The organism is Micromonospora sp. CPCC 205739 (assembly GCF_036906795.1).
Taxonomy (GTDB): Bacteria; Actinomycetota; Actinomycetes; order Mycobacteriales; family Micromonosporaceae; genus Micromonospora.
Genome location: NZ_JBAKHS010000027.1, coordinates 36,252 through 61,318 on the forward strand (window position 1 = coordinate 36,252; position 25,067 = coordinate 61,318).

18 protein-coding genes are annotated in these 25,067 nt (G+C 66.3%); 9 read left to right on the forward strand and 9 right to left on the reverse strand.

The features are described 5' to 3' along the window. Position 1: 1 nt before the first annotated feature. Positions 2-9,145, reverse strand: a complete 9,144-nt coding sequence (locus V6U88_RS27090; protein ID WP_334457242.1) for a golvesin C-terminal-like domain-containing protein — start codon at positions 9,143-9,145, stop codon at positions 2-4. Positions 9,146-9,307: 162 nt separating this feature from the next. Here V6U88_RS27090 and V6U88_RS27095 point away from each other — a divergent pair, with 162 nt between their 5' ends. Then, complete coding sequence (locus tag V6U88_RS27095) at positions 9,308-10,132, forward strand: S1 family peptidase (RefSeq protein WP_334457243.1); 825 nt, start codon at positions 9,308-9,310, stop codon at positions 10,130-10,132. Between the two features lie 471 nt (positions 10,133-10,603). Here the strand turns inward: V6U88_RS27095 and V6U88_RS27100 are convergent, their stop codons facing one another. Beyond that, a complete protein-coding gene (locus V6U88_RS27100; protein WP_334457245.1) occupies positions 10,604-12,244 on the reverse strand; it encodes an AfsR/SARP family transcriptional regulator in 1,641 nt (546 codons plus the stop codon). 748 nt (positions 12,245-12,992) lie between these two features. Here V6U88_RS27100 and V6U88_RS27105 point away from each other — a divergent pair. After that, a complete protein-coding gene (locus tag V6U88_RS27105; RefSeq protein ID WP_334457247.1) occupies positions 12,993-13,184 on the forward strand; it encodes a hypothetical protein in 192 nt (63 codons plus the stop codon). A gap of 605 nt (positions 13,185-13,789) precedes the next feature. Beyond that, complete coding sequence (locus tag V6U88_RS27110; RefSeq protein ID WP_334457248.1) at positions 13,790-14,866, forward strand: IS110 family transposase; 1,077 nt, start codon at positions 13,790-13,792, stop codon at positions 14,864-14,866. Between the two features lie 362 nt (positions 14,867-15,228). On the opposite strand, the gene V6U88_RS27115 is transcribed toward V6U88_RS27110, so the two are convergent. The 6 genes from V6U88_RS27115 to V6U88_RS27140 all read right to left on the reverse strand — a co-directional run bounded on the left by V6U88_RS27115 (position 15,229) and on the right by V6U88_RS27140 (position 17,990). Next, a complete protein-coding gene (locus V6U88_RS27115; protein WP_334457249.1) occupies positions 15,229-15,696 on the reverse strand; it encodes a hypothetical protein in 468 nt (155 codons plus the stop codon). A gap of 210 nt (positions 15,697-15,906) precedes the next feature. After that, the gene (locus tag V6U88_RS27120) at positions 15,907-16,029 is read right to left on the reverse strand and encodes a hypothetical protein (RefSeq protein WP_334457251.1); all 123 of its coding nucleotides are present in this window, start codon (positions 16,027-16,029) and stop codon (positions 15,907-15,909) included. A 56-nt stretch (positions 16,030-16,085) separates the two neighbouring features. Beyond that, positions 16,086-16,259 (reverse strand): hypothetical protein, encoded by a 174-nt coding sequence (locus V6U88_RS27125; RefSeq protein ID WP_334457252.1) that lies wholly within the window; start codon positions 16,257-16,259, stop codon positions 16,086-16,088. A gap of 57 nt (positions 16,260-16,316) precedes the next feature. Then, a complete protein-coding gene (locus V6U88_RS27130) occupies positions 16,317-16,778 on the reverse strand; it encodes a hypothetical protein (protein WP_334457254.1) in 462 nt (153 codons plus the stop codon). Then, positions 16,756-17,319: a hypothetical protein gene (locus V6U88_RS27135; RefSeq protein ID WP_334457255.1), complete on the reverse strand. Its 564-nt coding sequence runs from the start codon at positions 17,317-17,319 to the stop codon at positions 16,756-16,758. Before V6U88_RS27135 ends, V6U88_RS27130 begins: the two co-directional genes overlap by 23 nt. A 74-nt stretch (positions 17,320-17,393) precedes the next feature. Beyond that, positions 17,394-17,990 carry a hypothetical protein gene (locus tag V6U88_RS27140; RefSeq protein ID WP_334457257.1) on the reverse strand — a complete coding sequence of 199 codons (597 nt, stop codon included), beginning with the start codon at positions 17,988-17,990 and terminating at the stop codon, positions 17,394-17,396. Between the two features lie 419 nt (positions 17,991-18,409). Between V6U88_RS27140 and V6U88_RS27145 the strand changes: the two genes are divergently transcribed. Further along, positions 18,410-19,720 carry a helix-turn-helix domain-containing protein gene (locus tag V6U88_RS27145; protein WP_334457259.1) on the forward strand — a complete coding sequence of 437 codons (1,311 nt, stop codon included), beginning with the start codon at positions 18,410-18,412 and terminating at the stop codon, positions 19,718-19,720. A 14-nt stretch (positions 19,721-19,734) separates the two neighbouring features. On the opposite strand, the gene cutA is transcribed toward V6U88_RS27145, so the two are convergent. After that, positions 19,735-20,073 (reverse strand): divalent-cation tolerance protein CutA, encoded by a 339-nt coding sequence (gene cutA, locus V6U88_RS27150; RefSeq protein WP_334457261.1) that lies wholly within the window; start codon positions 20,071-20,073, stop codon positions 19,735-19,737. Between the two features lie 393 nt (positions 20,074-20,466). Here cutA and V6U88_RS27155 point away from each other — a divergent pair, with 393 nt between their 5' ends. From V6U88_RS27155 to V6U88_RS27175, 5 genes are all read left to right on the forward strand, one after another. Continuing rightward, entirely contained in the window at positions 20,467-21,873 is a 1,407-nt protein-coding gene (locus V6U88_RS27155) for an APC family permease (RefSeq protein ID WP_334457263.1), read from the forward strand. Positions 21,874-21,878: 5 nt separating this feature from the next. Then, on the forward strand, positions 21,879-22,883 hold the full coding sequence (locus V6U88_RS27160; RefSeq protein WP_442934710.1) for an acetamidase/formamidase family protein: 1,005 nt from the start codon (positions 21,879-21,881) through the stop codon (positions 22,881-22,883). Positions 22,884-22,892: 9 nt separating this feature from the next. Further along, positions 22,893-23,570, forward strand: coding sequence for a GOLPH3/VPS74 family protein (locus V6U88_RS27165; protein ID WP_334457266.1), 678 nt, complete (start codon positions 22,893-22,895; stop codon positions 23,568-23,570). 26 nt (positions 23,571-23,596) lie between these two features. Continuing rightward, positions 23,597-24,208, forward strand: a complete 612-nt coding sequence (locus tag V6U88_RS27170) for a GNAT family N-acetyltransferase (RefSeq protein WP_334457267.1) — start codon at positions 23,597-23,599, stop codon at positions 24,206-24,208. Positions 24,209-24,421: 213 nt separating this feature from the next. Next, positions 24,422-25,021, forward strand: coding sequence for a hypothetical protein (locus tag V6U88_RS27175; RefSeq protein WP_334457269.1), 600 nt, complete (start codon positions 24,422-24,424; stop codon positions 25,019-25,021). Positions 25,022-25,067 lie beyond the last annotated feature (46 nt).

Here is a 25,067-nt window from a genome sequence, read left to right on the forward strand (position 1 = left end):
TTTAGGGCGTATGCACAATATTGATGCCAGAGATCCCGCGGGTCGCAAGTAAATTCTGCATCGCGGTAGCGGAATCAGCCTCAGCGACATACCACGTGATGGGTGTTCCTCCTGCCGCGTTAAGCTGACGTTGGGCCTGGTCCGCGAGATCGTCCGCGCCATGGTACCAGGGCTGGAACTGACCATTCTTTACGCCGGCCGCGTAGCCAGGGCCCTTGGCGTCGATAAGAGTTCCGTCTCTGAATCCGTCAAACTTCACGCCATTGACGGTGTAGCCGAAGCCGTTCGGCACTCCCGTAACTCTGGTCTGGTATTCAGCAGCTCTAGGCGACATCGATTCATTAACGGTCCCCCAAGTCCCAGGGCCACCCTTTCCTGCCCAGCAGGAGGAATTGTGAACAAGGACCGGCGCCTCGCCCGCGAGCACGTAGTAGGTGTGGATGCCGGAGACAGTCAAGTTGTGCACTCGGGTCAGGGTCGACCACTTATTGACGTGCTCAACCTTTACTAGTGCCCCCGACTCCGTCAGCAGCCAGTCACCCTCGCGCAGGTCTTGCGCGTCAACCCATGCCGCCCTGTTCTCCACCCAGAACGGGTGTTCAGCAGTGGCGATCACCGTGCCCTCTTGGTTGCCTTTCTCACCATCCGTGTCGACGGTGATATCGACCAGCTCCTTGAGTCCCTGCCCCACGAGCAGCGCCTCAACCTTGCGTGCCTCGGTGCGGCCGGTTTCAGGATCGGTCGCCAGCACCTGATCGCCGACTCTCACGTCGTCGATTGATTTTTTGGAACCGTCTGCCATGAGCACCTTGGTGTCCGGATCGAAGCTGTTGCAGCCCGGCAACTTCTTGGCGATCCTGCCGGCCAAACCCAGGCCCTTGGTGAGGCCGCCACCGATGCCACCAGCCGCCGACGTGACGGCGCTCAGCGTCAAATCTTTGCCGAGCCCCCCTGCCTCGTAGCCGGCCTCGTAGTATCGCCCAGCCTGCCAGTGCTCGTAGATGCTGCACAGCCCAGTAAGCGCGCAGCCCCACCCGATTTGGTTCCCCATCGGAGTGCCCAACGGGTGGCCCGACTTCGAGGCCCAGGAAGCCGCCTCCTCAGCCATACCCTTGATGGCGCCTTTAGGGTCTTCAGCGAAAGCGACGAGGCCTGCGGCGGTGTCCTCCTCGTAGTTGTCCCAGCCGGCGACCGCACCGGAGGCGAACTCACCGAGGTTGTCCCACAGGTCGTGACCATCCAGCTCAATCCCGCTGATGGGATTCCCGCCGCCGAATGCGTACCGGCTGCCGGTCCAAGGGTTGAGGCCCAGCTTCATGTCGGCCAGTGCGCCGTTGTAGCTGTCCCGGGACAGGAACCGGTTTAGGCCGGGGCTGTAGTCGCGGAACCCCATGTCGTAGGACTGGGAGTTCTGGTCCCACCGCTTGGCGTTGAACCGGTAGGCGTTGTACGGCTCCTTAGTGGGGTCAGCAACGTCCGGCTTGTCGATACCCGTGAACTGGGCGTCGTCGTTCTTGCCGTACGCGGTGTACCCGTAGGTTGCCTTGGTGTCGCCGCTATCGTCGGTCAGCTGCTCGACGTCGGTGTGCGGGTCGTAGCCGTAGTAGGCGTCCTCCTCCGTGCCGTCGTCCTTGTGGGTGACCTGCGAGAGCCGCTGGCCCCAGGGCGAGTACTGGTACGACTTGGTGATCTTGCCCGCGACTGCCTCGTCCAACACCTCGGCGCCGAGACCCAGGTAGTTGTAGGTGGTGGTCTTCTCCTTGGCTCCGCCGAGGTCGGACGTCTTCGTGGTCGTCCGGTCCAGCGGGTCGTAGGTGTACCGGGTCGTCGACGTGCCGACCTCAGTCTTCTTGCGGTGCTCCTTAATGTGGTCGAAGCCGTCGTAGACGTTGCGCTCCATGACCGTGCCGCCGGAAGTCACGGTGTCGAGGCGGCCATACGGGTCGTAGTTGTACGAAGCGATCGACCCGCCGGTGGACGCCGTGAGCAGGCGGTTCCGGTCATAGTTGAAGGTTGTCGCCGTGTCGTTGACCGTCTGGTCGATGACGTTGTTGTTCGCGTCGTGCACGTAGGTCTCGGTGCCGGCGCCATCACCGGACTTGACCAGGCTGATCAGGCGGTCACGGGGGTCGTAGGTGTAATCGCTGATGGTGTTGAGGTACGCCGAGTGGTTGTCGGCGTTCATCTTCTTGGCGACGTCCCGGGCCCGGTTGCCGTTGAGGTCGTAGGTGTAGGTGTGCTCCGACACCACCGTCGTGTTGGGCTTCTTCTCGATCTGGGTCTTGAGCAGTCCGTCGAGGTAGTAGGTGTAGTCGACGGTGTTGCCGTTCCCCTTGACCTGCCGCAGCCTCTCACCGCGATCGGTGTAGGTGTACGTGGTCGTCTTCTTATCGGTGTCCGACGCCGATTTTCCGTTGACAACAGTCGACACCAGGCCACGTGGGTCGTACGTGTACTCGGCGTACTGCTTCTCGTGGCCGATGGTGACCGGCGCGCCGTTTTCGTTGTAGGCGAAATCGCTCTTGTTTTTACGCTCGCCCAACTTCCACTCGGTGACAGTGGCGGCCTGGTTGAGGTCGGTGTAGGCCACCTTGTAGGTGTCGACGCGCGAACTCGGAGAGCCGTCTGTGATGGTGGTCAGGTTGCCGTTGGGGTCGTAAAGGTAGGCAAAGCCGTGCTTCTCGTCGTCAACGTCGGTGGAGTTGTTCCGGACCAGCTTTACCGCGTCTGCGACAACCGTGCCGTTAGCCTGGTCGGACAGTGTCACCTTCTGGCTGTTGCCCTCGGTCATGCTGTAGGAGCCGAGGCTGACCCAAGTACCGGCTGTGACGCTCTGGTTGACCGTTCGCGGTGTGTCACCGCCGCCGTGGCTGACCGTGTACTTCGCGTCGGTCGCCGCGCCGGTCACCTGGGGGTAGCGGGCGAACACCTCGTACGTGCCTGGCTGCGGCACATTGAGTTGCCAGGTGAAGCTGTTCGCTCCGGTGCCCGCTGGACGGGTGGCGTAGTTGTGCCCGTACTTCTTCTCGGCCGTGTCGGCCGCAGTCCACAGCCCGACGGCGCCCGTGTTGTTGTAGTCGGAGTTGTCGACCAGCACCACGTGCTTGCCAACTGGCACACCCTCGTCGGTACGGGACCGCAGCTTGCCGTCAAGATAGAAGGACCAGGTCATGGTCCGGTTTGCCGTGCTGGTGATCGGGTCCTCGCCACCCGGCGTGGCCGTCCGCTTCGTTTGGTTGCCAACTTCGTCGTACTCGTATGAGGTGAGGATGTCCCACGGGTCGGTGGTCGTCTCGGTCCACCCGTTGTCGAAGTAGGTGTAGCGGGTGTTGGTGCGGACGGTCTCGCCCGAGGACGGTGGAGCCGACACGGTCTCGAGTCGGCCGACGGCGTCATACAAGTAGGTGGTCTTGTCCGGGGCGTTGTAGCGGACGTCCCTTTCGTCGTAGGCCGTCCAAGCCTCCTTCACCCGGTTGAGCTCGTCGTAGACCTTGACCGTGGCGAAGTCGTTCGCTTCGCTCGTTACGACACCGCGCGGGCTGATCACCTTGGTCTGGTTACCAACCTCGTCATACTCGAACTTGGTGGACCGGTGCGTGATCGTGCCTGCGTCGTTTTTGTGCGGCACCTTGACGTTGGTGACCATGCCGCGGGGTTCGAGGATGAACTCCGTAGTGTTGCCGAGTTCGTCGGTCGTCCCGGTGACCAAGCCGTCACGGTCATAGCTGCGGATCGCGGACTTACCGAGCGCGTCGATGGCCGTGATCAGGCGGTGTGCCTTGTCGTACTTGTAAGCGCTGGTCCAGTCATCCTCGGGCGAGACGTTCTTCCGCGGGTCGACGACCTTGCTGACGTTGCCGACGTCGTCGTACTCGTAGGAGATCTTCTGCTTGAGCGCGTTGGTCACGCTCTCCAACTGGTAGATCTCGTTGTACTTGTTGGTCGTGACGTAGTCACCCTCCACCTCAGGAGTGAGGTTGCCCTTCGGCTCGGTGGTTGTGGTGAGGTTGCCGACCTTGTCGTAGGTGAATGAGGCCTTACGCTCCGGGTCACCCGGGTTGTCGACCGGCGCGAGCGTGTACTCGAGCTGGTCCACAACGTCGTACTTGGCTTCCGACACGGCGCCGTTCGGTGCGTAGGACTTCAGGACGTTGTCGTTCTCGTCATACAGCGGCGCTGGCGTGACGATGATCAGGTTTTGGTCCTGCTTCACCGGCACGCTCTTGTCGAGCGGCCGGCCGAAGGTGTCGTAGTTCTGGCTTGTCACCTTGCCCAACGCGTCGCTGACCGTCTTCACCTGACCACGCTCGTCGTAGGTGAAACTCGTCGACTGCCGCTTCGCGTCGGTGATGGTGCGGGGGTAGCCGTTGTCGTCGAAGCCGTTGTTGGCAGTGACGTTGTGCCTGGCGTCCTCAACCGTCAGCTGCTGACCCCACGCGTCGTACGTGTAGCGAGTCTTGTAATCCTCCGTGTCCGGCGTCGTATTGCCCTTGGGGTCGACGACCCAGGACAGGTCACCGTCGGGCTCGTAGCCAAAGGTCCACTTCCGCCGCTGTGGACTGAGCTTCTCGACCAGGTCGGCGACGTATCCATTGAGCTGGGTGGAGTACTTGAGCTCGGTTCCATCAGTGCCATTGGCGACCGCCTCCGCGTCCTTGATCAGCGTCGGATAGCCGGTCTTCGCGTCGTACGCCCAGGTGGCCCTGGCTTGGTTGTGCTCGATGAGCGCGGTGACGTTGTGGTCATCGTCCCACTCCAGCCAGGTTTTCTGATTCTTGGCGTTGGTGGTCTCGACGGGCCGGCCGAGGCCGTCCATCAGGTACCTCGTGTTGTGGTTCTCCGCGTCGGTGACCGTGGCCTCGATGGTGTCGGTGGCGTCCGGGTCCCGGTACGCGAACCCGGTCACGTGCCCCTTCCGGTCCTCGTACGACTTAGTGGTCCAGTGCCACTTCGGGTCGGCGCCGTTCTGTGGGTAGTTGTAGGCCAGGGTGGTGGCGTAGTTCTGGCCGGTGGCGCTGGCCCGCGGGTCGGTGACCTTGACCAGCTTGACGTTCTTGTTGCCCTGCGTGGCGTCGTAGTCGAACTGGAACTTCTTTGGCGCGCCCATGGTGCCGCTGGAGCCGTCGCCGTCAACCATCTCGCCGAGCAGGCCCTTGTCGGTGTAGAAGAAGGTGATCTTCCGGCCGGAGATGTCGGTGATCTTCGAGACGTGGTCGATGATCTTCGGGTTGGTGAGGTTGGTCGCCGATTTCCGGTCCCAGTCCGTGTCGTCGATGTAGTCGTAGTCCTGGCCCTTGGCGTAGTAGTCCAGGGTCAGCGTCGTCCGGCCGGTCGGGTCGGTGAGGTACTTGAGGAACTTGGTCGGCTTGTTGTTCGACCGCCGCTCCTCGTAGGTGAAGGTCATCTCGTTTTCGTTGTTGTCCACCACGCTGGTGAGGAAGCCCTCGCAGTCGTAGTAGAACCGGGTGCGGTCCGGCTTGGTCAGCAGCCAGGCCCGCCGCTCCTGGGTGTTGGGCTTGCAGTCGAGACTGGTGACCTTCTGCAGGTAGAGGTGCACGCCCTTCGGGCTGATCCACTCCCCCGTCTTGTCATCGCGGGTGAACCGGTGGCTGGTGCCGTCACCGTCGGTGAGTGTGACCTTCGTCGGGTTCGGGTTGGGGTGGAAGTCCAGCGGGGTGCCCAGGCGCATCATCGACGAGGCCTGCAGAGACCAGCCGAGACCGGCGACCGAATCGCTCGTGTCCAGCGAGTTGTAGGACATCCGGACGAACGTCGACAACCCTCGGGAGGGGTTGTTGAGAGCGTCGTACGACCAGACGGTGTTGCCGGCGAACAGGTTGTTCATCAGCGTGCCGCCCGCGCCGGTGTTCTTGCCCGCGTACGAGTAGTACTTTTCCAGGCCAAGCTGGTCGGAGGTGGGCTCCTCCACCGCGATGTCCTGGGGCAGCGGGGCGATCCCGGTCAGCTTGGTGCCGTCGGCCTTCTTGAGCTCCCAGTTGAGGGTGTAGTTGTTGCGCCGGTTACCGTCGGCGCTAGTCGCCGGCGCCTTGACCTGCGCGGTGACGTCCACGCTGCTGGGACCCTCGGTGGCTGGGGCTCCGAGCGGCGCGACGTCGGTGGGCAGCGCCGTCTGCAGCGAGGTGCCGGCCGTCGGGACGGCGTCGCCGTTGGGCAGGGCCCAGCTGTACGTCAGCGCCCACTCGCTCTTGAGCCATTTGGCGGCCGTGGGGTTGGAGAGGGTGACCGGGATGCTGTAGGTGCCGTTGGAGGTCATCACCGTCGGGGTGGACGGCGCGTAGTAGGTCTGGACCGCGTCGGGCTGGGTGTAGACGACTTGCAGCTGTGGGCGCAGCGCCTCGGTGCCCTCGCTGGAGGTGAAGAGGCTGTGGCCCTTGAGCCGGCCTGGTTCGTCGGTGTACTTGATCAGGAAGCCGTTGTTGGTGGTCGGGTTGGTGATCCAGTTCTGGGCGGCGTCCTTGACTGCCCAGCGCCGCCACTGCGGCGGGTCGTCCACGCCGAAGTTGGCCAGCGAGCTGGCGGGTGTGGCGGAGTAGTCACCGCCGGCGGTGGTCCAGTTGGTGGTGCTGGTGGCCTTCACCCAGGTCGCGGCGGTCGGGTCGAACGCCTTGGTGAGGGTGTGCACGGAGTAGGTTGACTGCTGGGAGGTGCCGATGACGGTGCTGAAGCCCCACAGGTTCAGCGAGCCGGACAGCACCTTCGCGTTCGCCGGGATGGACGAGGTGTCGAAGCGCAGCAGCGACCGGGCGGAGTTGTAGTCGACGGAGTTGTTGCCCGCCATCAGCTGCGTCTTGCCATTCAACGTGTTGAGGTTGGTGGTCTGCTTGCTCGTGTGGGAGGAGAGGGTTACGTCGGCGGCGGCCTGGATGGTCTGCACCACCTGGCCGGATTTCGGCAGCTTGGCCGTCACTGCGGTGGACGGGACGACAGCTCCACCGGTGGTCTTGACCGCCACCTGGTAGTAGTAGGTCTGCCCGTAGGGGTCGGTGGAGCCGGCTGCGGTGGGGGTGGCGGTGGTGTCGGTGAACGACGTGACCGCCTTGCTGACCGGGGCGACCAGGGTGGCCGCGGTCGGGGTGAAGTTCGGGGTGGTCGACCGGTGCACCTGGTACTCGGCGATGTCCGTGCCGCCGTACGCCGACCAGCGCAGCGCGGCGCCCGTCGGGTAGAGGGTGCGCGGGGTGTCGACGACCACGCCGGGGTTGCCGTAGTTGACGATCAGCTTCGGGGCGTTCTCGGTCTCACCGCCGTAGACGTTCTCCGCCGCCTGGTAGCGAGGGCCGCCGTGGCCGAGCCGGGCCTCGTCCACCGCCTTGACCATGAAGCCGTGGTTGCCGCCCGAGTTGACCCACTTCTGCACCAGGTTGGTCGCGGCGAAGGAGTGCCAGACGTTGGCCTCCTTGGCCCGCATCAGGCCGCCGGACTTAGTCAACCGCACCGCGTCGGCGATCACCGGGGTGGTGCTGTTGGTGTTGGCGTCGCTGAGCATGACCCGGCCGGTGGTGCCGGCCTTGAACGGGTACTGGCCGAGGCTGGCCCAGTCGGCGTTGGCCGGCAGCTTCTGGTTGATCGTCTTCGAACCGATTCCACCGTCGTGGGTGACGGTGTACTGCGCCTTGTCGGTCCGGTCGTTGGCCGGAAGGTAGTGGGCCTCCACCGTGTAGGTGCCGTCCTCCGGCACGGTCGGCACCCAGGTGTAGGTGTCCCCCGCGATGGTGTCCCTGTTGTACAGGTAGGTCAGCTTGACGGCGTCCTTGCTCAGGGTGGCGTTGTCCGAGACCGGCCAGGCGCCCTTCGCCGCGACCTTTCCGGTGTCGGTGTCGTCGACCATCTCCACCGTCGCCGCGCCGGAGCCCATGGCGTCCTTGACCTGGGTCCAGTTGACCGTGGACTCGTCCCACGCCGTGGTGACCTCACGGACCTCGATCGGCACGTCGTAGGCGTCCGTGGTGTGCGCGGTGTCGTAGTACATCTGCAGCGAGGCGGAATCGATCGTCGTGTTCGCCGGGATCGAGTTCAGGTCGAACTTGACCAGGCCGCGCGCAGCCCCGAAGTTGGTGGTGCCGACCGACAGGTGCCAGCCGGTGCCGTAGTTGGAACTCGGGCCATCGGATACCACCATCGCGTCCTGCGCCCCGGCTTGGTTGTCCGGCTGGACCTTGATGGTCGGGTCGATAGTCACCGGCCAGACCCGCTTGGGATCGGCCAGCCAACCCTTGTCCGCCGCCACGTCGATCGCCCACCGGCCGCCGTCGGCGCGCAGGGTCTGCGTCACCTTCGTGCTGTAGGCGAAGCCGTACGGCGAGGACTTGTCGGCCTTGGAGTCGTACATGAACGGCGCCGGCATCACCAGCAGCACCCGGTTGTCCGACGGCGACCGGAACTCAATCGAACCGTTCTTGCCGTGCGCGACCTTCAGCTTGCCGGCGTCGAGGGTGAACGTCATCGCCGCCGTGGCGGACGGGGCCCGCAGCACGAGCCGCTCCTTGAGCGAGGTGGCGGTCACGTCGTACGCCAGGTCCACACCCTCGGCGATGCCGGGGTAGGTGACGGTGTGGCCGTTCAGCACCGGCTTGAGCGCACGCGGCGCGTTGGCCAGACCGAGGGTGACCTGCTGGCCGTCCAGCTCAAACCGGGTCAGCGCGGTGGTCGAATCACCGAAGCGGCTGGTGAAGGTGTTCGTGGTGTTCGCCGCGGCGAACCCGCCAGCCTTCGACGGCGAGACCGTCGTGTCGATCGGCTTCCAGTCGCCCTTGGCGTCCTGAAAGAACTGCGGCGTCGCCGACACCTCCGCCTGCAGCCGCCCGTCGGACATCTTGAACACCCGCGTGGTCGCCGACCGACGACCAGTCAGCTCCTTCACCCGCTTGGCAGGCTGCTTCCGCACACCAGGCGGGAGCTTCTGCTCTACGTAGAGCCCCGCCCGGACCGACTCCGGCCGCGCCTGCCTAGGGCCGCCGCCGCCGACCAGCCCACGAGCGGTGTCGCCCAACCAGGACAGGAGCCCGTCATCATCGGCCGCCTGATCCGCCGACGAGCCGTCTCGCTGCGGATCGCGCAGCGATTCCATCCCGCCGAGTGTCGCGACCAGTGTCACCACCATCGCCGCGATCAGCGGCGCTCGCAATCTCCGTCTCACCTGTCACCCTCCGCCCCACGACAGACACGTTGGGTGGCAGACTAGGAACGCGACATACGCGGACGGCTATACCGACCCCGCCTACGCACATGTACCTGACGTATATATGCAGGGACAGACCGCGACGTGCCGCCGTGTTAGCTTCGCCCGATGATTCGCATCCCAGGCTTAGCGCGACTTGTCAGGACGAGCGCGGCCGTCGCTGTGCTGGGAATGTCCGCCGTGCTGACCGCACCGGGCGCCGCCCAAGCCATCGCCAACGGAACTCCCGTCACCGAAGGCGACTACCAGTTCTCCACAAAGCTCACCATGACCAACATCCCGCGCGGCGACGGAAGCACCTACAACAGCGCATGCACCGGCGCCCTCATCGCCCCACAGTGGATCGCCACCGCCGGACACTGCTTCCACGACGTAGCCGGCAACCGGGTCAGCGGACCCGTGCCCTACGCGACCACCGCGACCATCGGACGCGCCGACATCACCGCCACCACCGGCCACGTCATCGACATCGTCGAGGTGCGGCAGGCATCCCGCCGCGACATCGCCCTGGCCAAACTCGCCACACCCGTCACCGACATCACGCCCCTGCCCATCAGCACCAGCACACCACGCACCGGCACCATCCTGCGCATGACTGGCTGGGGCGCCACCAGCTCCGTCAACGCCACCCCCGCCACCCACCTGCAGACCGGCCAGTTCAAAATCACCAGGGTCTCCGGCACCTCCCTCATGGTCACTGGCTACGCGCCGGCAGCCAACACCAGCGCATGCGTGTACGACTCCGGCGCCCCCTACTTCACCGAAAACCTCGACGGCACGCAGACCCTCGTGTCCGTCGAATCCGGCGGTCCCGCCTGCCCGCACTCGCAGAACGAGACCACCTCCCGCGTTGACGACATCGCCGACTGGATCAACCAAACCACCGGCACCGGCACCGGCACGCCGACCAAGCCACGCGGCAACAGCCGCTAAGGCGCATTGGCGATCAGAAGTACCTGGAGCGGTGTCCGGCTCACGAGAGCCCGGGCACCGCTCCCTACTCCCTCACGCCAACAGACAAGGCGGCGGCTGAAGCGCGCGTGTCCAGCGCCATGGGGAACCCCTCGGATACCCCGAGAATCTCGCCATACAAAGCCCGCTGGTCAGGACGCCGCTGGTGGGATCTGACTCTCGGCGTGCGAGACCGACAAGTACGTCGGCGGGGCAGATAGCTCAACGCCGTGGCCCGGGGTGGCTGCGGCATCATGTCGACGCCAGTGCAGTGGCCAACGTCGCCCGACTCCCACGAATCCTGACAGCGTTCGGCTCAGCACACCCGATCGAAGTTTGCGCCGAAGTTTCAACGGCGTCCCAGGAGGGGACGGGCCTCCACCCGTCACCTGCTGAATTGTCCCGGCTAGGGACTGGTTCGTCGCCCAACCCGGTATGACTTGAAGCTGGCTTTCACGCCGATCCGGGCAGCAGAGTGAAAGACCGTTGCCTTTTGATCGGCGGATACGCCGACACAGACGACGACATGGCCAGTTCGGTGACGTACTCGCGGACCAGCGCCGGCAGCTGGTAGCTGTTCGGCCCATCCCGGTGGATCAAATGGGCGTCGACAAGGTCTTCAAGGGCTTGGCGCACCCGCTGGGTCGATACGCCCATCTGCGCGGAGGCTTGGTCCACCACCGCTTCGAGCTCGGGGGACGCGCCGAGCAGTTCGAGTAGCCGGCCGGCAACCTCGTCCTCAGAAATGACCGCGACACCAGTCGCCAGGCTGGCCCGCATCGACAGGTCGTCGTAGATGAGCAGGTCCAGCCGGCCCCGGCCGTCACCGAACTGTTTCACCAGACTGGCCACCGGCATGCCCGACCATCTGGCCAGTCTCGAACCGGCGATTCGCAACGCCAGCACCGACCCGGCGCAAAGCCGGACCAGCTCGGCGGTCGCCGCCGGGTCCGCTGCCAGGCGGTCCGCTCCGGCATGCGAGGCCAACAGGTCACAAGCCCTGGAGGTATCCAGCGGCGGGAGGGTGACCCGCCCTACTCCGGCGAGACTGCCAAGGTGCCGCTGGCTGACCACGACCAGGGCCGGACCAGGGCTGGCGGGTAGCAGTGGCCGCACCTGGGCCGCCCGGGTCACCCCGTCCACGACCAGTAGAAGCCGGCGTCCGGCGGCAAGCGAGCGGAACCAGCCGACCCGCTCGTCGACACCATCGGGCACATCAGCTGACGCAACTCCCATCGCTCGCAGCACGCGAGCCAGCACCTCGTCCGGTGTGACCGAGGTCCGGCATCCGAGATCAACAAAGACCTGCCCGTCAACGAACTCGGCGGCCACCGCGTGCGCGGCACGCACGGCCAATGCCGTCTTACCGCTGCCGGGCGCGCCAGTGATAACAACGACGGCCGGAGTAACGGTGGTAACCGTCGCTACGACGTCCGCGGTTTCCGCGCTGCGGCCCACGAGATCCGACACATCCGCTGGCAGTTCGCGGGGCACATCCCAGCCAGCGACAAAGTTGGGCCTCCCCTGGACGGCCGGCGCCGATGCCGCGGCGGCCACCGGGGGCGGGCTGTACGAAAGCTCAGGTGCCCGGCCAAGTATCGCCCGGTGCAGGACAGCCAACTCCTCACCGGGCTCAATGCCGAGCTGCTCACCGATCGAGGTACGCGCGTCCCGGTATGCGGCAAGTGCGGCTGGGACATCGCCACATCGGTACAGGGCCAGCATCAGATGCCCCCACGCACGTTCCCTCAGCGGATGGGCAGCGAGGTGTTCGCGCAGCTCAGGCAGCAGGTCGCCGTGCCTCCCACCCGCCAATCGCGCTTCGGTCAACTCCTCGAAGACTTGGAGCCGCTGCTCGTTCAAGCTCGCCCAGCGGTTGTCCAGGGCGGTGCCGCGAGGCAGACCATCACCGGCCGCGCCGCGCCACTGCGCCAGGGCTGCGGTCAGCGTGGAAATGGCGCCTATCGAATCCTCGGTGGCAAGTCGACTATGACCTTCCTCTGCCAACCGTTGAAACTCGATGACGTCCAGCTCCTGCGGCGCCAGTTGCAACTCGTAGGCATTAGGGCGGGCGACCAGCCGATCACCGAGCACGCGCCGAAGCCCGGCTGCGTGCGAACGGAGATTAGCCACAGCTGACGCGGGCGGGGTCTCAGGCCAAACAATCTCGGCCAATCGGTCCAACGACACGGCCCGATTCGCCGCCAACGCGAGCCCGGCGAGCATGGCCCGTCGATTCCCCGCACCGGGGGTCACGGAATGGCCATCTACGCTAAGCTCCACAGCCCCCAGAAGCCCAATTTTCAGTCGCATCTGCCGCTCCCCCGCTTGTTTGAGCGCACTCAGGCTAAACGGAGCTTTCACGGCAGAACAAGGCACCTACCAGGTCACGTAAACGTGATTACAACCATGCAATGGAACGGCGTGTCGACGTAACAGTTCCGGCGGCGGAAACGCTCCTCGCCGCTCGTCACGCAGCGTGGTGCCCGGCCGCCATTAACCCGCCCGCAACTAGAGCCCAGTTGCGTGGGCCGTACATCATACATGGCCACCTGCGGCCTGCGCCTTTCCTACAAGGGCGGCAGCATCAAGACTGCGTTTTCACTAATCCACGCATGCACTTCACGCACCAAGCAACCGCCAAGGTTACGCGGTTGCACTCCGATCCGCCACCACCCCCACCGGCGGTGGCCAGCCACCCGCCCTTAACGAGCCTATGTGGGTAGCGGCCATAACGGACCCAGGCAGACGTGCAGTTGGCACGGACGAGGCGAGGATGGCCGCCCTGTGCCATACACCTACAGGCCGTCCTGAACTTCTGGATTGCCGGCGAGGCGGCTGCGTGCGGCCCGATACGCAGGTCGCCAGCCTTGACCGGTTCGCCGAGGGCCACACCTCCGAGGCCATCATCGGCGGCGTCGCCCCCAGCCTCAGCAGTCCGGAAACCCTCCTGCTCGGCCGCCTCGACGAGCAGGGACGGCTCCGCTACAGCGGCCGCACCCACTCGCTGCGGCCCGCCCAGGGGCGGAGCTGATCGACCTGCTCACCCCTCACAGGGCAGCACCAGACGCCCATCGTGGCCGCAACCGCTGCCCGCCCCCTGGACCGGGCAAGTCGACCGGCCACAACCCCTCCCCTACACCCCGGTCCTCCCCGCCGTCGCCGCCGAGATCGAGGTCGACACCCGCCTACGAGCACCACCGATGGCGCCACGACGTGCGCTACCGACGGCCACGCCTCGACCTCGATCTCGCCGACGTACCACCGCTCGACAGCCAATTTTGAAGCCCGCAAACGCCGCCACCCAGCCAGAGACGGCCGCTTCGCGACTCCGTGAAGCCTTAGCGCCGAGTCCGGCGCTAGCACAAAGAACATGATCAGGGCGTTATCCACGGTGAGATGCTTCGTCCCGCCCGGTCGGCCATGATCGTCGTGCTCCCGGCGCTGGTCTGACTCGTTATCCACCTGGCGCCACGGCTGCCCTTTGCTCTGATTTGTCGGCCGCGCCGGGTGCACGCGCCGAACGGACGGGTGTGACTTAACAGGAGCCTGTGCAAGAGGTCCCATCACCGTGCTGTCCGTCCGCCCGACGGTGCGTGCTGCCCTGGTTGGACGCCTGGAAGGACAGCACCACCCACCATGACAGACCACCAGTTCGAAGTCATCGGCGGCGTGGACACCCACGCCGACACCCACACCGCCGTCGTCATCGACGAGGTAGGCCGGATGCTCGGTCACCGTCAGTTCCCGACCACGGTCGCCGGTTATCGGTCGCTGCTGGCCTGGGTGAGCGAACACGGCGGGGTGCGCGCCATCGGGATCGAGGGCACCGGCAGCTACGGCGTTGGCCTGGCCCGCTACCTGCGCGCCCAAGGTGTCCACGTCGTGGAGGTCGACCGCCCGAACCGCAAGATGCGCCGCCAGCGCGGCAAGTCCGACCCGATCGACGCCGAGGCCGCGGCCCGCGCCGTGCTGGCCGGCACCGCGACGACCACCCCGAAGACCCGCGACGGCCAGGTCGAAGCCATCCGGGTGATCCGCGCTGCCCGCGCGACGGCGGTGAAGTCGCGCACCGCCGCGATGAACGCCCTGATCGGCATGGTCCGCACGGCCCCGGAACCGCTGCGCACCCAGCTGCTGGACCTGCGCAAGACCACACTGATCATGACCGCCGCCGCACTGCGCCCGGGCCTGGACCGGTCTGACCCCATCGCCGCGACCAAGACCGCCCTCCGTCGGCTGGCGCGGCGAATCATCGACCTGGACCGGGAGATCCGGGATGCCGACGTTGACCTGCAAGTGCTGCTCACGCAGGCTGCGCCCCGCCTCATGGAGTTACCCGGCGTCGGTCCGGACGTCGCCGCGCAGCTGCTCATCACCGCCGGAGACAACCCTGAGCGGATCCGCGACGAACGGGCGTTCGCCGCCCTCTGCGGCGTCTCACCGATCCCCGCCAGCTCGGGCCGGACCGATCGGCACCGGCTGAACCGAGGTGGCGACAGGATGGCGAACAGGGCGCTCTACATTGTGGCCATCAACCGGATGAGAAGCCACGGGGAGACGTTGGAGTACGTCGCCCGCCGGCGCGAGCAAGGACTCAGCAGCAGAGACATCTCTCGCTGCCTCAAGCGTTACATCGCTCGCCAGATCTATCCCTTGATCTTGGAATCCCTCCGCATCCGGCCACCGTCATCCACAACCCTCGCGGGGGTCTGAACAGGCCGGCTTGCGTTACAGGAGCATCAGACACGAGAGTTATCCACAGCCCCAGGAGCAGCCGCCACGCGCCAGCGTGTCGACGGGGAAGCTGAGGTGGACGGCGAGGCCGCCGCCCGGCTGCTGCCACGGCCACGTGCAGGTGGAGCAGCCCCGGCCGCAGGCCACCGACCACCGATCCCCGCGCCAACCAGCCGGGCGGGGGGACCGGCCGCGCTCACTTCCTGCAACGGGACCGGCCGGTTGCGAGTCCTGAAGCATCAAGGCGGCGGTGTCCACGACACCGCCACCTTGACGCGATCTCCCGCCGGTCACCGGGCCGCCTGCGCTAGGCGCAGATCAACCGCTGACCAAAGGTCTCCTCACTCCGGGCCTGGACCGACCACCAGGACGATCACCTCGTCCTGACCGCTGACTATCGCAGGAACTCTCGATTCGGGAATTCTCAGATAGGCAGGAGGCTCAAGGCCGCTCTTCAGTTTTTTCACATTCATGCGGCAGTTGCGGTCACCTCCGGTGACCCTTCCCTGCGCCACCACCTCGTACGGCCCGTTCGGGATGTCGTCCGCCGGCGCGAGTTCCAGCACACGACCGGAAGCCACAGTGACCCGTTCCATCGGGTCAACCGGCCCTGCGCCTACGAACCCCACTCCGATCCACTGGCGGTCCTCATAGCGATCGATGGCTTCCAAGCCCTGCACAGTGACCTCGTCGGCACAGGATTGAGCTTGAGCATCAGGACGAAGGGTGTCCTGGCATCCAGCAGTCAGCACGGTCGTGGAGACCACCACTGGCAGGAGGACACCCCACCGGCGCATTCGCACCTTCACTGGACCATGCTCCCGTAACAGAGCGGACGGAGCGCAGGGCGGTCGCACCCTCGCACGGATGAACATAAGGGTCACTATGGTGCCTCGATCAATGGACCCCTCGCTCCACCCTCGGACGGGCTCAGCAATGCGTTCGCCGCGATGCCCGCTGATCGCACGGATGTAGCGCGACCCCGCCCTGTTGACGAGGCCGCGCAGCATGGCGGCTGGTCACAGCGTGGCGACGACTGCCTCCACCTTTTTCGCAACCGACGGCTTGACCTTCCCCGACACCCGCACCAGCACCGCACCCCCGCCGGCTCGATAGTGGTACTCAGTGCCGAGGATCTGCATGCTCTTGAACTTCGTTGTGGCCTGCCGGAATGTGCGCTCGCCCGGTTCCAGGCCAACTAATGGGGCCAGTTCTTCGATGTGCCGACGTTGTCCCAGTTGCGCAGGCCGGGCAGGTCGCCGTCGGCGCCGGTCTCGCGGGTGTTCTGCGCGGTGGGCTGGCCGTTCATCTGGTAGATCCCGGCACCGGGGCGGTGCTCGATCTTGCCTTTGCCGGGCTGGCGGCCATACAAGGGACCGATGCCCCCGATCGGTGAGGTATCGGGGTCGATCGTGCCGCGGCCGCCCCATCAGGCCCGGTGTTGCCGGACCAGAGCCGGAAGGTGAGGCAGTACCTCCCGGATGACCTCCGCTGACGTGTCCACTTGTGTCACCATGGCGTCAATGCCCGACCGCTGGGTAACCTCGCGAAGTCGTTCCGCCATTCCACGTATGGCCGGGTCGGAACTCCGGTCGAGAGCGGCGGACAGATGCCAGCGTGCCTTCCTCCCCTGCGGATCGACGTAGTAGCCGGCCGGTCGTTGACCATCGAAGGGCTCACCGACCAGGACGAACACGGCCTGTTCCTGCCAGTCCAGCTCCAGCTCGACGAACACGGACGGCAGAACGGTGGCGACCACGGTCCGGCCGGCTTCGCGTTGCAACGTCGCGACGGCCCCGTTCTCGTCAGCGATGAGGCCGAGGGCCTCCTCGGCCCTTCTTTCAATCTCAGCGACGTCGGTACCATTGTCAGAAATCAAGGCCTGGAACACCCCCGTCAAGCTTGCCGAACCGCTCGAAAACCTTGGTGTAGTTTGCGTATGTGCTCGTCACTCGTCGTTCCATATTGTAGAACGGGCTCGGGGCGCGGCCAGCCGCCCGGCGGGCGAAGTCCGGGCCGATATCAATTATCTCACGGCCAGAACGCATCGCGTCCTTGATCATTCGCTCATTACGCCTCATGCCCAAGGCGAAGTCGAAGGGATCGTTCTTCCACGGCCGGTAGGCGTGACCGTCCACCTGCTTGGCGTACTCCTTCACCCGCTTCATGTTCTCGCCGATGATGAGCGGGCGGGATCCCTTCGTCGCGGACGAACCCATTGCGAGGGTCCTACCCGCCCTACCCGCTCCGAAGGGTAGGGCAGCGGCCGCAGCCCAGGCGCAGCTCTCCTTGTCGAGCTGCTCCCCGCAGTTGTAGATGTCGGTCGCACCAACGATCGGCTCGACCTTCTCCTCGAACTTTTTCGATGCCTGGTAGAGAGGCTGCAACTCCCAGTCGGGATTGTCGACGGTCTTCGCGTCGAGGCGGTCCAAGCCATTCTTGAGGTCATCCAGCCGATCGGTGAACCAACGTGCCGCGATGCGCCGGGTCCTGTCGGTGGAGCTCGCTAACCGCTGACCGGCACGGCAGCGGCCGGTGAGGTCGGCGGGTCAAAGTCGAAGTCGTGGCTGCGGCCGTCGCGCCCCAGCCCGGCCTGCTGGTAGTGCCCGCTAAGCACCGCGAGGCGGCGGGACACTTCGGCGGAGTCGAGCCAGTACCGCAGCGGCTGCTCGCCCCAGCCGGCGGCGGCGTAGTAGGCGTCGGTGATGCACCCGCGGGTGTAGGTGAAATCCTCGAGCTCGGTGGCGTGCGGGAAGACGACCTGCAGGTCGGCCTGCATGCGGGACATGAGGGTGAACTGGGCCAGCACCGCGTGGATCATCTCGTCGACCGGCGCCGGCACCAGCAGTTCGGCGGCCTGCTCGTCGCCGCCGGAGAGCTCGAACACCGCGGCCTTGAGCGCCAAGACCCGCAGGGCCTCCGTCAGCAGCGGTCCGGCGTCGCGCTGAAGGGACCAGCGGCTGATGGCCGGGTAGCCGGTGAACGTGGCCCAGCAGCTGGAGTACTTCATCGAGGAGCTGTGCAGCCGGTCGTACGCCGGGTGCTCCTTCATCCGGTCGAGGATCTCGGCGGCCCTTTGGCCGACCGCAGTGCACTCAGGCATGCTCTCCGAGGTCATGGCCTTCCCTTCTGATGACGGCACCGACGCTGACGCGCCGCTGGTTTGGATGTGAGATTCCCGCTGCCTCGGCAGGATGCGGGGTAGTGACGTCTTCAAGGGGACACCGTCACCGCTGATGTCGGTAAGGGTTGTCAGCCGCCTTCGACAATCGGCCGACATCGCGACAGGGAGATGCAAGCCGCGGCCACCCCGCGGTGTAGACATCGAGGATGCTCGCGCTCCATCACGCGAGCGACTCGGAGCCCTTGGGTAACTGGGGAAGGTGTCGACAAGTCCGTTGGGGCAAGCGATGACATTTTGTTGACATTGTCGGCCCCGAGCTAAGAGCTCCCGACACATAAGATCGGCAAGGAGACGGAGGCCGTGATCGATCGATAGCGAGTTCGTCGGGTGCAGATGAGATGACTGAGGAAGCCATGCACGGCGCGATTGGCCTTGACGAACGCTGGCAGCAGCTCGGGCGCCAGCTCGCACGTCTCCGCGCTCTGGCCGGCTACACGCAGCACTCTCTAGCGCCGCTGCTTCACTACGGACGTAGCACCGTCGCTAACGTGGAGGTTGGCCGTCAACGGCCTCCGAGGCGGTTCTGGGAGCGTTGCGACGAGGTCCTCGACACCGGTGGGCAGCTGACCGCAGCGTTCGATCAGCTGCAAGTGCTCCGGCATGCCGCTGGAGGAACAGGCTCGGCATCACAGGGCTTTCTTGGCGGACCGCCAGCCAGCCAGATCCAGCCCGAGCTCGTGGAGGAGAACCAGGAGATGCACCGCCGGGAGTTCATCGAAGCCGCCGCGATGCTCGCGGCGGGCGGCGCGGCCTTAGTATGCCCCGCGGCAGGTCGTCGCATCGGCTTAGCGGACGTGGAGGAGCGTGTGAGGCGCACGGCGCGGCTGCGGCGTCTCGACAACTACCTTGGCGGCGTCGACACGCTACGGCTTTATGAGGCAGAACTCCGAGCGACGATGGCCATGTTCAACACGACGTCGTTCAGCCAGTCGACGGCCAAGGCCCTGCTGTCACTCCTCGCCGAACAGGCCCAAATGGCCGGCTGGGCGGCCTTTGATGCAGGCGAGAACGCCCACGCGAACACGATGTTCGCCATGAGCCGGTCCATCGCGATGCAGGCGAACGACGTGCAGTTGGCGGCCAACGCCATGGCGTTGTCGGCTTACCTGCGGGCGAGCCTCGGCCGGCCCGACATCGCCACCGCGGAAGCATCCCGTGTTCCCATGAACGCCGGTGCCAGCCCCGCAGTTCAAGCCCTGCTGCTAGAGCGACTCGCGTTCACCTACGCGGTCGCCGGTCAGGAAAGGCAGGCCATCGCCGCGCTCGACGCCGCGCATGATTCCGTCGCCCAGCCTGGAACCGACGATGCTCCGGACTGGGCGGCATGGGTCGATCACGACGAGATTCAGATCATGACCGGCCGTGTCTGGGCGGAGCTACGGCGCCCACTGAGGGCAATTTCCGAGCTGGAAGGCGCCCTTGAGCGATTCGACGACACGTATGCACGGGACAAGGCCCTTTACTCCACCTGGCTGGCGGAGGCCTACCTCGATGCTGGTGAGGTGGAGCGGGCGTCGATCCTGCTGGACCGGTCCAGGCGCCTCTGCCGTGGTGTCGCGTCTCCGCGTCCCGCCATTCGGATCGCCACCGTGCGCCGTCGCATCGCACCTCACGAGGCGCTGTCCGCAAGCGGGGACATCCTGGCGTAGACCACCAGGCGCCGTCACCTGTCCTGCAAATCGGTGGCCTCGGTGATACTGCGGACCCATGCCAGGTAAGGCTCCGAACCAGCGACCACCTGCACTGCGGTCACCTCCGGGTTGGCCCACTCGTGGTGCTCTTTGAGGTAGCTCTCCAGTGCGGGATACCGCCGGCTGCTGGACCTGAGCACCACCTGCCACTCCTGGCCTGTACCGAACTTCCCTTCGTGCCAGAACACGCAGTCCACCGGCCCGACGATCTGTCCACCAGCCGCCAGCCGCGCTTTCACAGCGCCCTCTGCCAGCCGCTGGGCGGCTTCCCGGCTACCTGCTGCGGTGTAGACCTGCAGAACCTCACTCATGCCCGCGACACTACGCATCCGTGCGTCGATGCGTCGCTGCGACTGCCGCTCCTATCCGTTGCCCACGGACCTCGATCACGCCAGATCGGCTGATCCGTGCGTGGCTTGCCACGGCGGCATCGTCTTCGCGCGAAGCGTTGGTGACCACCACGGCGGCTGAGCGCAGCCTCGTTGATCACTGACCACTTGTCGAGACCACAGGGAGTATCTGCCGGCAACGTGCTGTCGGCAGATTGTCGCGAACTACGGCTCGCCCCTTTCCGACATCAGGGTCCGCGCCATTGGCTGTAGTCGTGGCCCACACGCCAGCCGGGGCCTGTTCGTCACTCCTACAGGCGCGGCTTGGCGTGGGAACCGGTCACCTCCCCTTGCAATCCGTCCGGAAGGTCCTTCATGTACGACCCTGACGAGCTGCTGCGATACGGCTACCAGCAGGAGCTGAGCCGGCAACTGCGGTTCCGCGACCTGATGGCGTACGGCCTGGTCTACATGGTGCCGATCGCGCCGATGGCGATTTTCGGCAGCGTGTACGCCGCCTCCGGCGGGATGGTGGCGCTGGCCTACGCGATCGGCGTGGCCGCGCTGGTGTTCACGGCGTTCTCCTACGCCCAGATGGTCAAGGCGTTCCCCATGTCGGGCAGCGTCTACAACTACGCCGGCCGTGGCGTGCACCCGGCGGTCGGCTTCGTCGCCGGCTGGGTGATCCTCCTCGACTACGTGTTGGTGCCCGGGCTGCTGTACCTGGTCGCGTCAGTGGCGATGCACGCGAGCGTGCCGTCGGTGCCAGTCTGGGTGTGGCTGCTCGGCTTCGTCGCCGTCAACACGGTGGTCAACTCGGTCGGGATCCGGCTGACGGCGGCGGTCACCCGGGTGATGCTCCTCGGCGAGCTGATCGTCCTGGGGATCTTCCTCGTCGTGGCCGCGGCGGCGCTGGGGGCCGGGAAGGGCCGCTTCAGCTGGGAGGCCTTCTACAACCCGCAGACCTTCTCCTTGTCACTCATCGCCGGGGCGGTGTCGGTGGCGGTGTTGTCGTTCCTGGGCTTCGACGGGATCTCCATGCTCGCCGAGGAGACCCGCGACGGTTCCCGGCAGATCGGCCGGGCGATGGCGGCCGTTCTCGTCCTCGCCGGGGTGCTGTTCATCGCCCAGACGTGGCTGGCCGCCATGTTGGTCCCCGACTCTGCCGGTCTCCTGCATTCCGGCGACCCCAACGGCACCGCCTTCTACGACGCCGCCAGATCCGCCGGCGGGCATTGGCTGGCTACGTTGTGCGCGGTCGCGACCGCGATCGCTTGGGGGCTGCCGAACTCAATGGTCGCCCAGGTCGCCACCAGCCGGCTGCTGTACGCGATGGCCCGCGACCGGCAGCTACCCGGCTTCCTGGCGAAGGTGTCTCTGCGACGCAGCGTCCCGATCAACGCCACACTGCTCACCGGCGCGGTGTCCCTCACCCTCGGCCTGTACATGGCCACCCGCCCCGACGGCATCACCCTGTTGTCGTCGCTGATCAACTTCGGGGCGATGGTCGCCTTCCTGGTCCTGCACGTCTGCGTCGTCGTGCATCACCTCATCCGCCGCCGAAGCCACAACTGGTGGGCGCATCTCGTCATGCCGGCGGTGGGATTCGTGATCCTCGCCTACGTGGTGGTCAACGCCAACATCGCCGCGCAGCGTCTCGGGCTGACCTGGCTCGCCCTCGGCGTGCTCGTCCTAGCCGGCCTCTACGTGGCCGGCCGCCGGCCGGTGCTGTCCGGACTGGCGCCGGTCCAGCCGCTGCGGCACGACGCGGAGCGGGTGTGAGCGCCATGGACAAGATCGTGTACCGGCCGGCCCGCGACGAGCTGGCCTACACCTTCGGCGGCCGGATGCCGGTGGCGCACCTGCGCTCCGGTGACATGCTGCAGGTCTTCACCGAGGACTGCTTCGGCGGCCTGGTCCGCGGGCCGGCCGATCTGCCCTCGCAGAAATGCCGGATGCCTTACCTGAACCCCGTGTCCGGCCCGTTCTTCGTCGAAGACGCCGAGCCCGGCGACACCCTGGCCGTGCACGTCTGCGCCATCGTCCCGGCCAGGGACTGGGGAGTCTCGACGACATTCCCGCACTTCGGGGCGCTGACCTCCACCACGCCCACCGCCACCCTCCAACCGCCCCTCCAAGAACGGGTATGGGTGTATCGGATTGACCGACGCGCGGGCACCGTGCGGTTCGCAGCGACGGACAGCGACCACAGCATCGACCTGCCCCTCGATCCGATGATCGGCACGATCGGCGTCGCCCCCGGCGGATTCGAAGCCCGATCCACCATCGTCGGTGACACGCACGGCGGCAACCTCGACACCCCGCAGGTACGCGCCGGCACCACCATTTACCTCGGGGTCAACGTGCACGGGGCGATGCTCGCCCTCGGCGACGCCCACGCCAGACAAGGCGAAGGCGAAGCCTGCGGCACCGGCATCGAAATCGCCGCCACCACCACCCTCATCGTCGACGTCATCAAAGCCGAACCCACACCCTGGCCACGACTGGAGACCGACACGTCGATCATGTCCGTGGGATGCGCCCGACCCCTCGAGGACGCCTACCGCATCGCCCACCACGACCTCGTCGGCTGGACCAGCAGGCTCACCGGCCTGCACGTCCTCGACGCCTACCAGCTTGTCTCCCAGATCGGCCGGGCGCCCATCGGCAACGTCTGCGACCCCAACTACACCGTGCTCGCCGCAGCCGACAAAGCGCTACTGCCCCCAGCCGCCACCCCGTACAACGGGACACACGACCGGTTGCGGCAGCTCACCGCCAGACAGCAGTAGGGGCAGTCGATGAGCCTCCCACTCCCCCGCCTGCCACTTCGCGACGAGCTCTACCTCCTCGCCCACGACGACGACACCGGCGAAATCCACCTGCACCAGCGGGCCCTCGCTCTCGGCCTCGCCGGCGCCGTGCTGATCGACCTGTTCCTCGCCGGACGAATCCACCTCGGCCCCCGCGACGGCGCCCGTCCCGGCACCGACCAGCGCATCCGCCTACACACCGACACACCCGTCGGCGACCTGGTCGCTGACTCCGCTCTCTCCTCCATCCGCCACGCTGCCCCGCCGCTGAAGATGTGGCTCCGGACCTCCTCCACCGACATGTACGACCGCACCCGAGCCGGGCTCGTCGCCGCGGGCATCCTGCGCCAGCACAGCCGGCGACGTCTCGGCGGCCTCCTGCGCGCCGACAGCTACCAGGCCACCGACAGCAAATGGGCGGTCGTCGCCCGATCCCGGCTGCGCTACCTGATCGCCGGCCGGGAACAACCCGACAACCACACCTCCGCCCTCGCCGGCCTCACCGCAGTCCTCGGCCTCACCGAACACCTCTACCTCGACCAAGACACCACCACGGTCACCACACACCTGAAAGCGATCGCCGACCAGCACTACCAGGCCGTACGCGACATCACCACCGCCGTCGACGCCACCATCGGCGACCTCGCCACCGCCGCATACCGCTGACACCACGCACAAAGGATCTACGCCTCGTGCCGCACGCCCTGCCCCGCATCCGCCCGGCCCGGTGGGCCGACAAACACTCCGTCGCCGCCCTCACCGCCGAGGCGCTTCACACCCAGCCACTCGGCGCGTGGCTCGTCCCCGACGAGCACCACCGCAGGCGCATCCTCACCGACGTCCTAGAAATCTGGGTCGAACACGCCCTGTTCTTCGGCGAAGTCCACGTCACCGACAATCTCACCGCCGCCACTGTCACCTTCCACCGCTACCGACCCATCCCCCCACCAGCCGCCTACCCGCAACGCCTGCACGCCGCCGCAGAACCCAACACGACACCCTTCGACCTGCTCGAGGCGTATCTCCACAGCGACCGCCCATGTACACCCCACTGTCACCTCGCCACCCTCGCCGTCTCGCCGGCGCACCAGCGCCAAGGCCTCGGCGACGCCCTGCTCGCCTACCACCGCCAAAGGCTCGACCGCATCGGCCTGCCGGCCATGGCAGAAGTCCCGCCCGCGTCCCGCCGCCTCTTCAGCCGCAACGGCTACATCCCGCAGACCGAGGTCGTTCTCCCCGGCGGCATCAGACTCCAGCCGATGACCAGCCCTGGAGCCACTCCTGCCCGTCCACCCTCCGCCTAGCGCCGGCTCGACGCAGCCCGACACCCGGAGGCCCTCCCTCTGACAACCGCATCCTCGTCTCCTGTCCCAGAGCAGAGGGGTGTGGCATCTACAGGACCCCATGGGCCGGCGTCCTTCACGTACGGTGGGTCCTGCTTCGCCGTGACGGGCGAATCACAGAAACGCTCGTTTGCGAGGACACCCGGGGGCCGAATGCGGCGAGACAGACGGAGCGTGCGCCTGTCCCTGGCAAGCCTCGACTTCCTCGGCAGCGACACGGAGTTGCGGACACAGGCTCAGAGGGCCTACCTGAAGACGGACACCCGCCAGGTGCCAGGCCCCCACACAGGCCAGGACCAGACTGGATCCGTCACGGTGCTCGTCGACGCGCACCGCGACGTCGAAGACGTGTCCATCGCCCACGACTGGCGCAGCCAGCTCGGCGTGGCCGGACTCGCCGACGCACTCTTCCAGGCATACACCGCGGCGCTGCACACCGCACTTGAGGCAACAGCGCTACAAGAGTTGCAGACAGACCAGGACACGCCGCCGCCGACGGCCCCGGCATCGGACGCCGGTCAAGATGATCGCGTCGACGAGGAGCACCTCTGGCTGCAGCGCACCTGGCGCACCCTTCACGAGATCGACGCGGATCTCCAACGGCTGGCCCAGGAGCCGAACGTCGAGGCCGAACAGGCAATTTCCAGCCCGCACGGTTGTCTGACGCTCCGGCTGCGCGGCGGGAGCATCGTCGCCATCACACAGGACGTCGGCCGAATCGCACGCATGGACGCGGGCCAGGTCCAGTTCGAGGCCCTAGGCCGTGTTTCATAGCTGGGGTTGACCAGTCAGCCCGGCCAGGGATCTCGGCGTGTCGGTG

Excerpts from the sequence above, each read along its gene's own strand:
- V6U88_RS27110 (WP_334457248.1), top strand. The coding sequence starts at position 13,790 with ATGACAGACCACCAGTTCGAAGTCATCGGCGGCGTGGACACCCACGCC.
- V6U88_RS27145 (WP_334457259.1), top strand. The coding sequence starts at position 18,410 with ATGACTGAGGAAGCCATGCACGGCGCGATTGGCCTTGACGAACGCTGG.
- V6U88_RS27155 (WP_334457263.1), top strand. The coding sequence starts at position 20,467 with ATGTACGACCCTGACGAGCTGCTGCGATACGGCTACCAGCAGGAGCTG.
- V6U88_RS27095 (WP_334457243.1), top strand. The coding sequence starts at position 9,308 with ATGATTCGCATCCCAGGCTTAGCGCGACTTGTCAGGACGAGCGCGGCC.
- V6U88_RS27120 (WP_334457251.1), bottom strand. The coding sequence starts at position 16,029 with ATGCAGATCCTCGGCACTGAGTACCACTATCGAGCCGGCGGGGGTGCG.
- cutA (WP_334457261.1), bottom strand. The coding sequence starts at position 20,073 with ATGAGTGAGGTTCTGCAGGTCTACACCGCAGCAGGTAGCCGGGAAGCC.
- V6U88_RS27140 (WP_334457257.1), bottom strand. The coding sequence starts at position 17,990 with ATGCCTGAGTGCACTGCGGTCGGCCAAAGGGCCGCCGAGATCCTCGAC.
- V6U88_RS27160 (WP_442934710.1), top strand. The coding sequence starts at position 21,879 with ATGGACAAGATCGTGTACCGGCCGGCCCGCGACGAGCTGGCCTACACC.
- V6U88_RS27165 (WP_334457266.1), top strand. The coding sequence starts at position 22,893 with ATGAGCCTCCCACTCCCCCGCCTGCCACTTCGCGACGAGCTCTACCTC.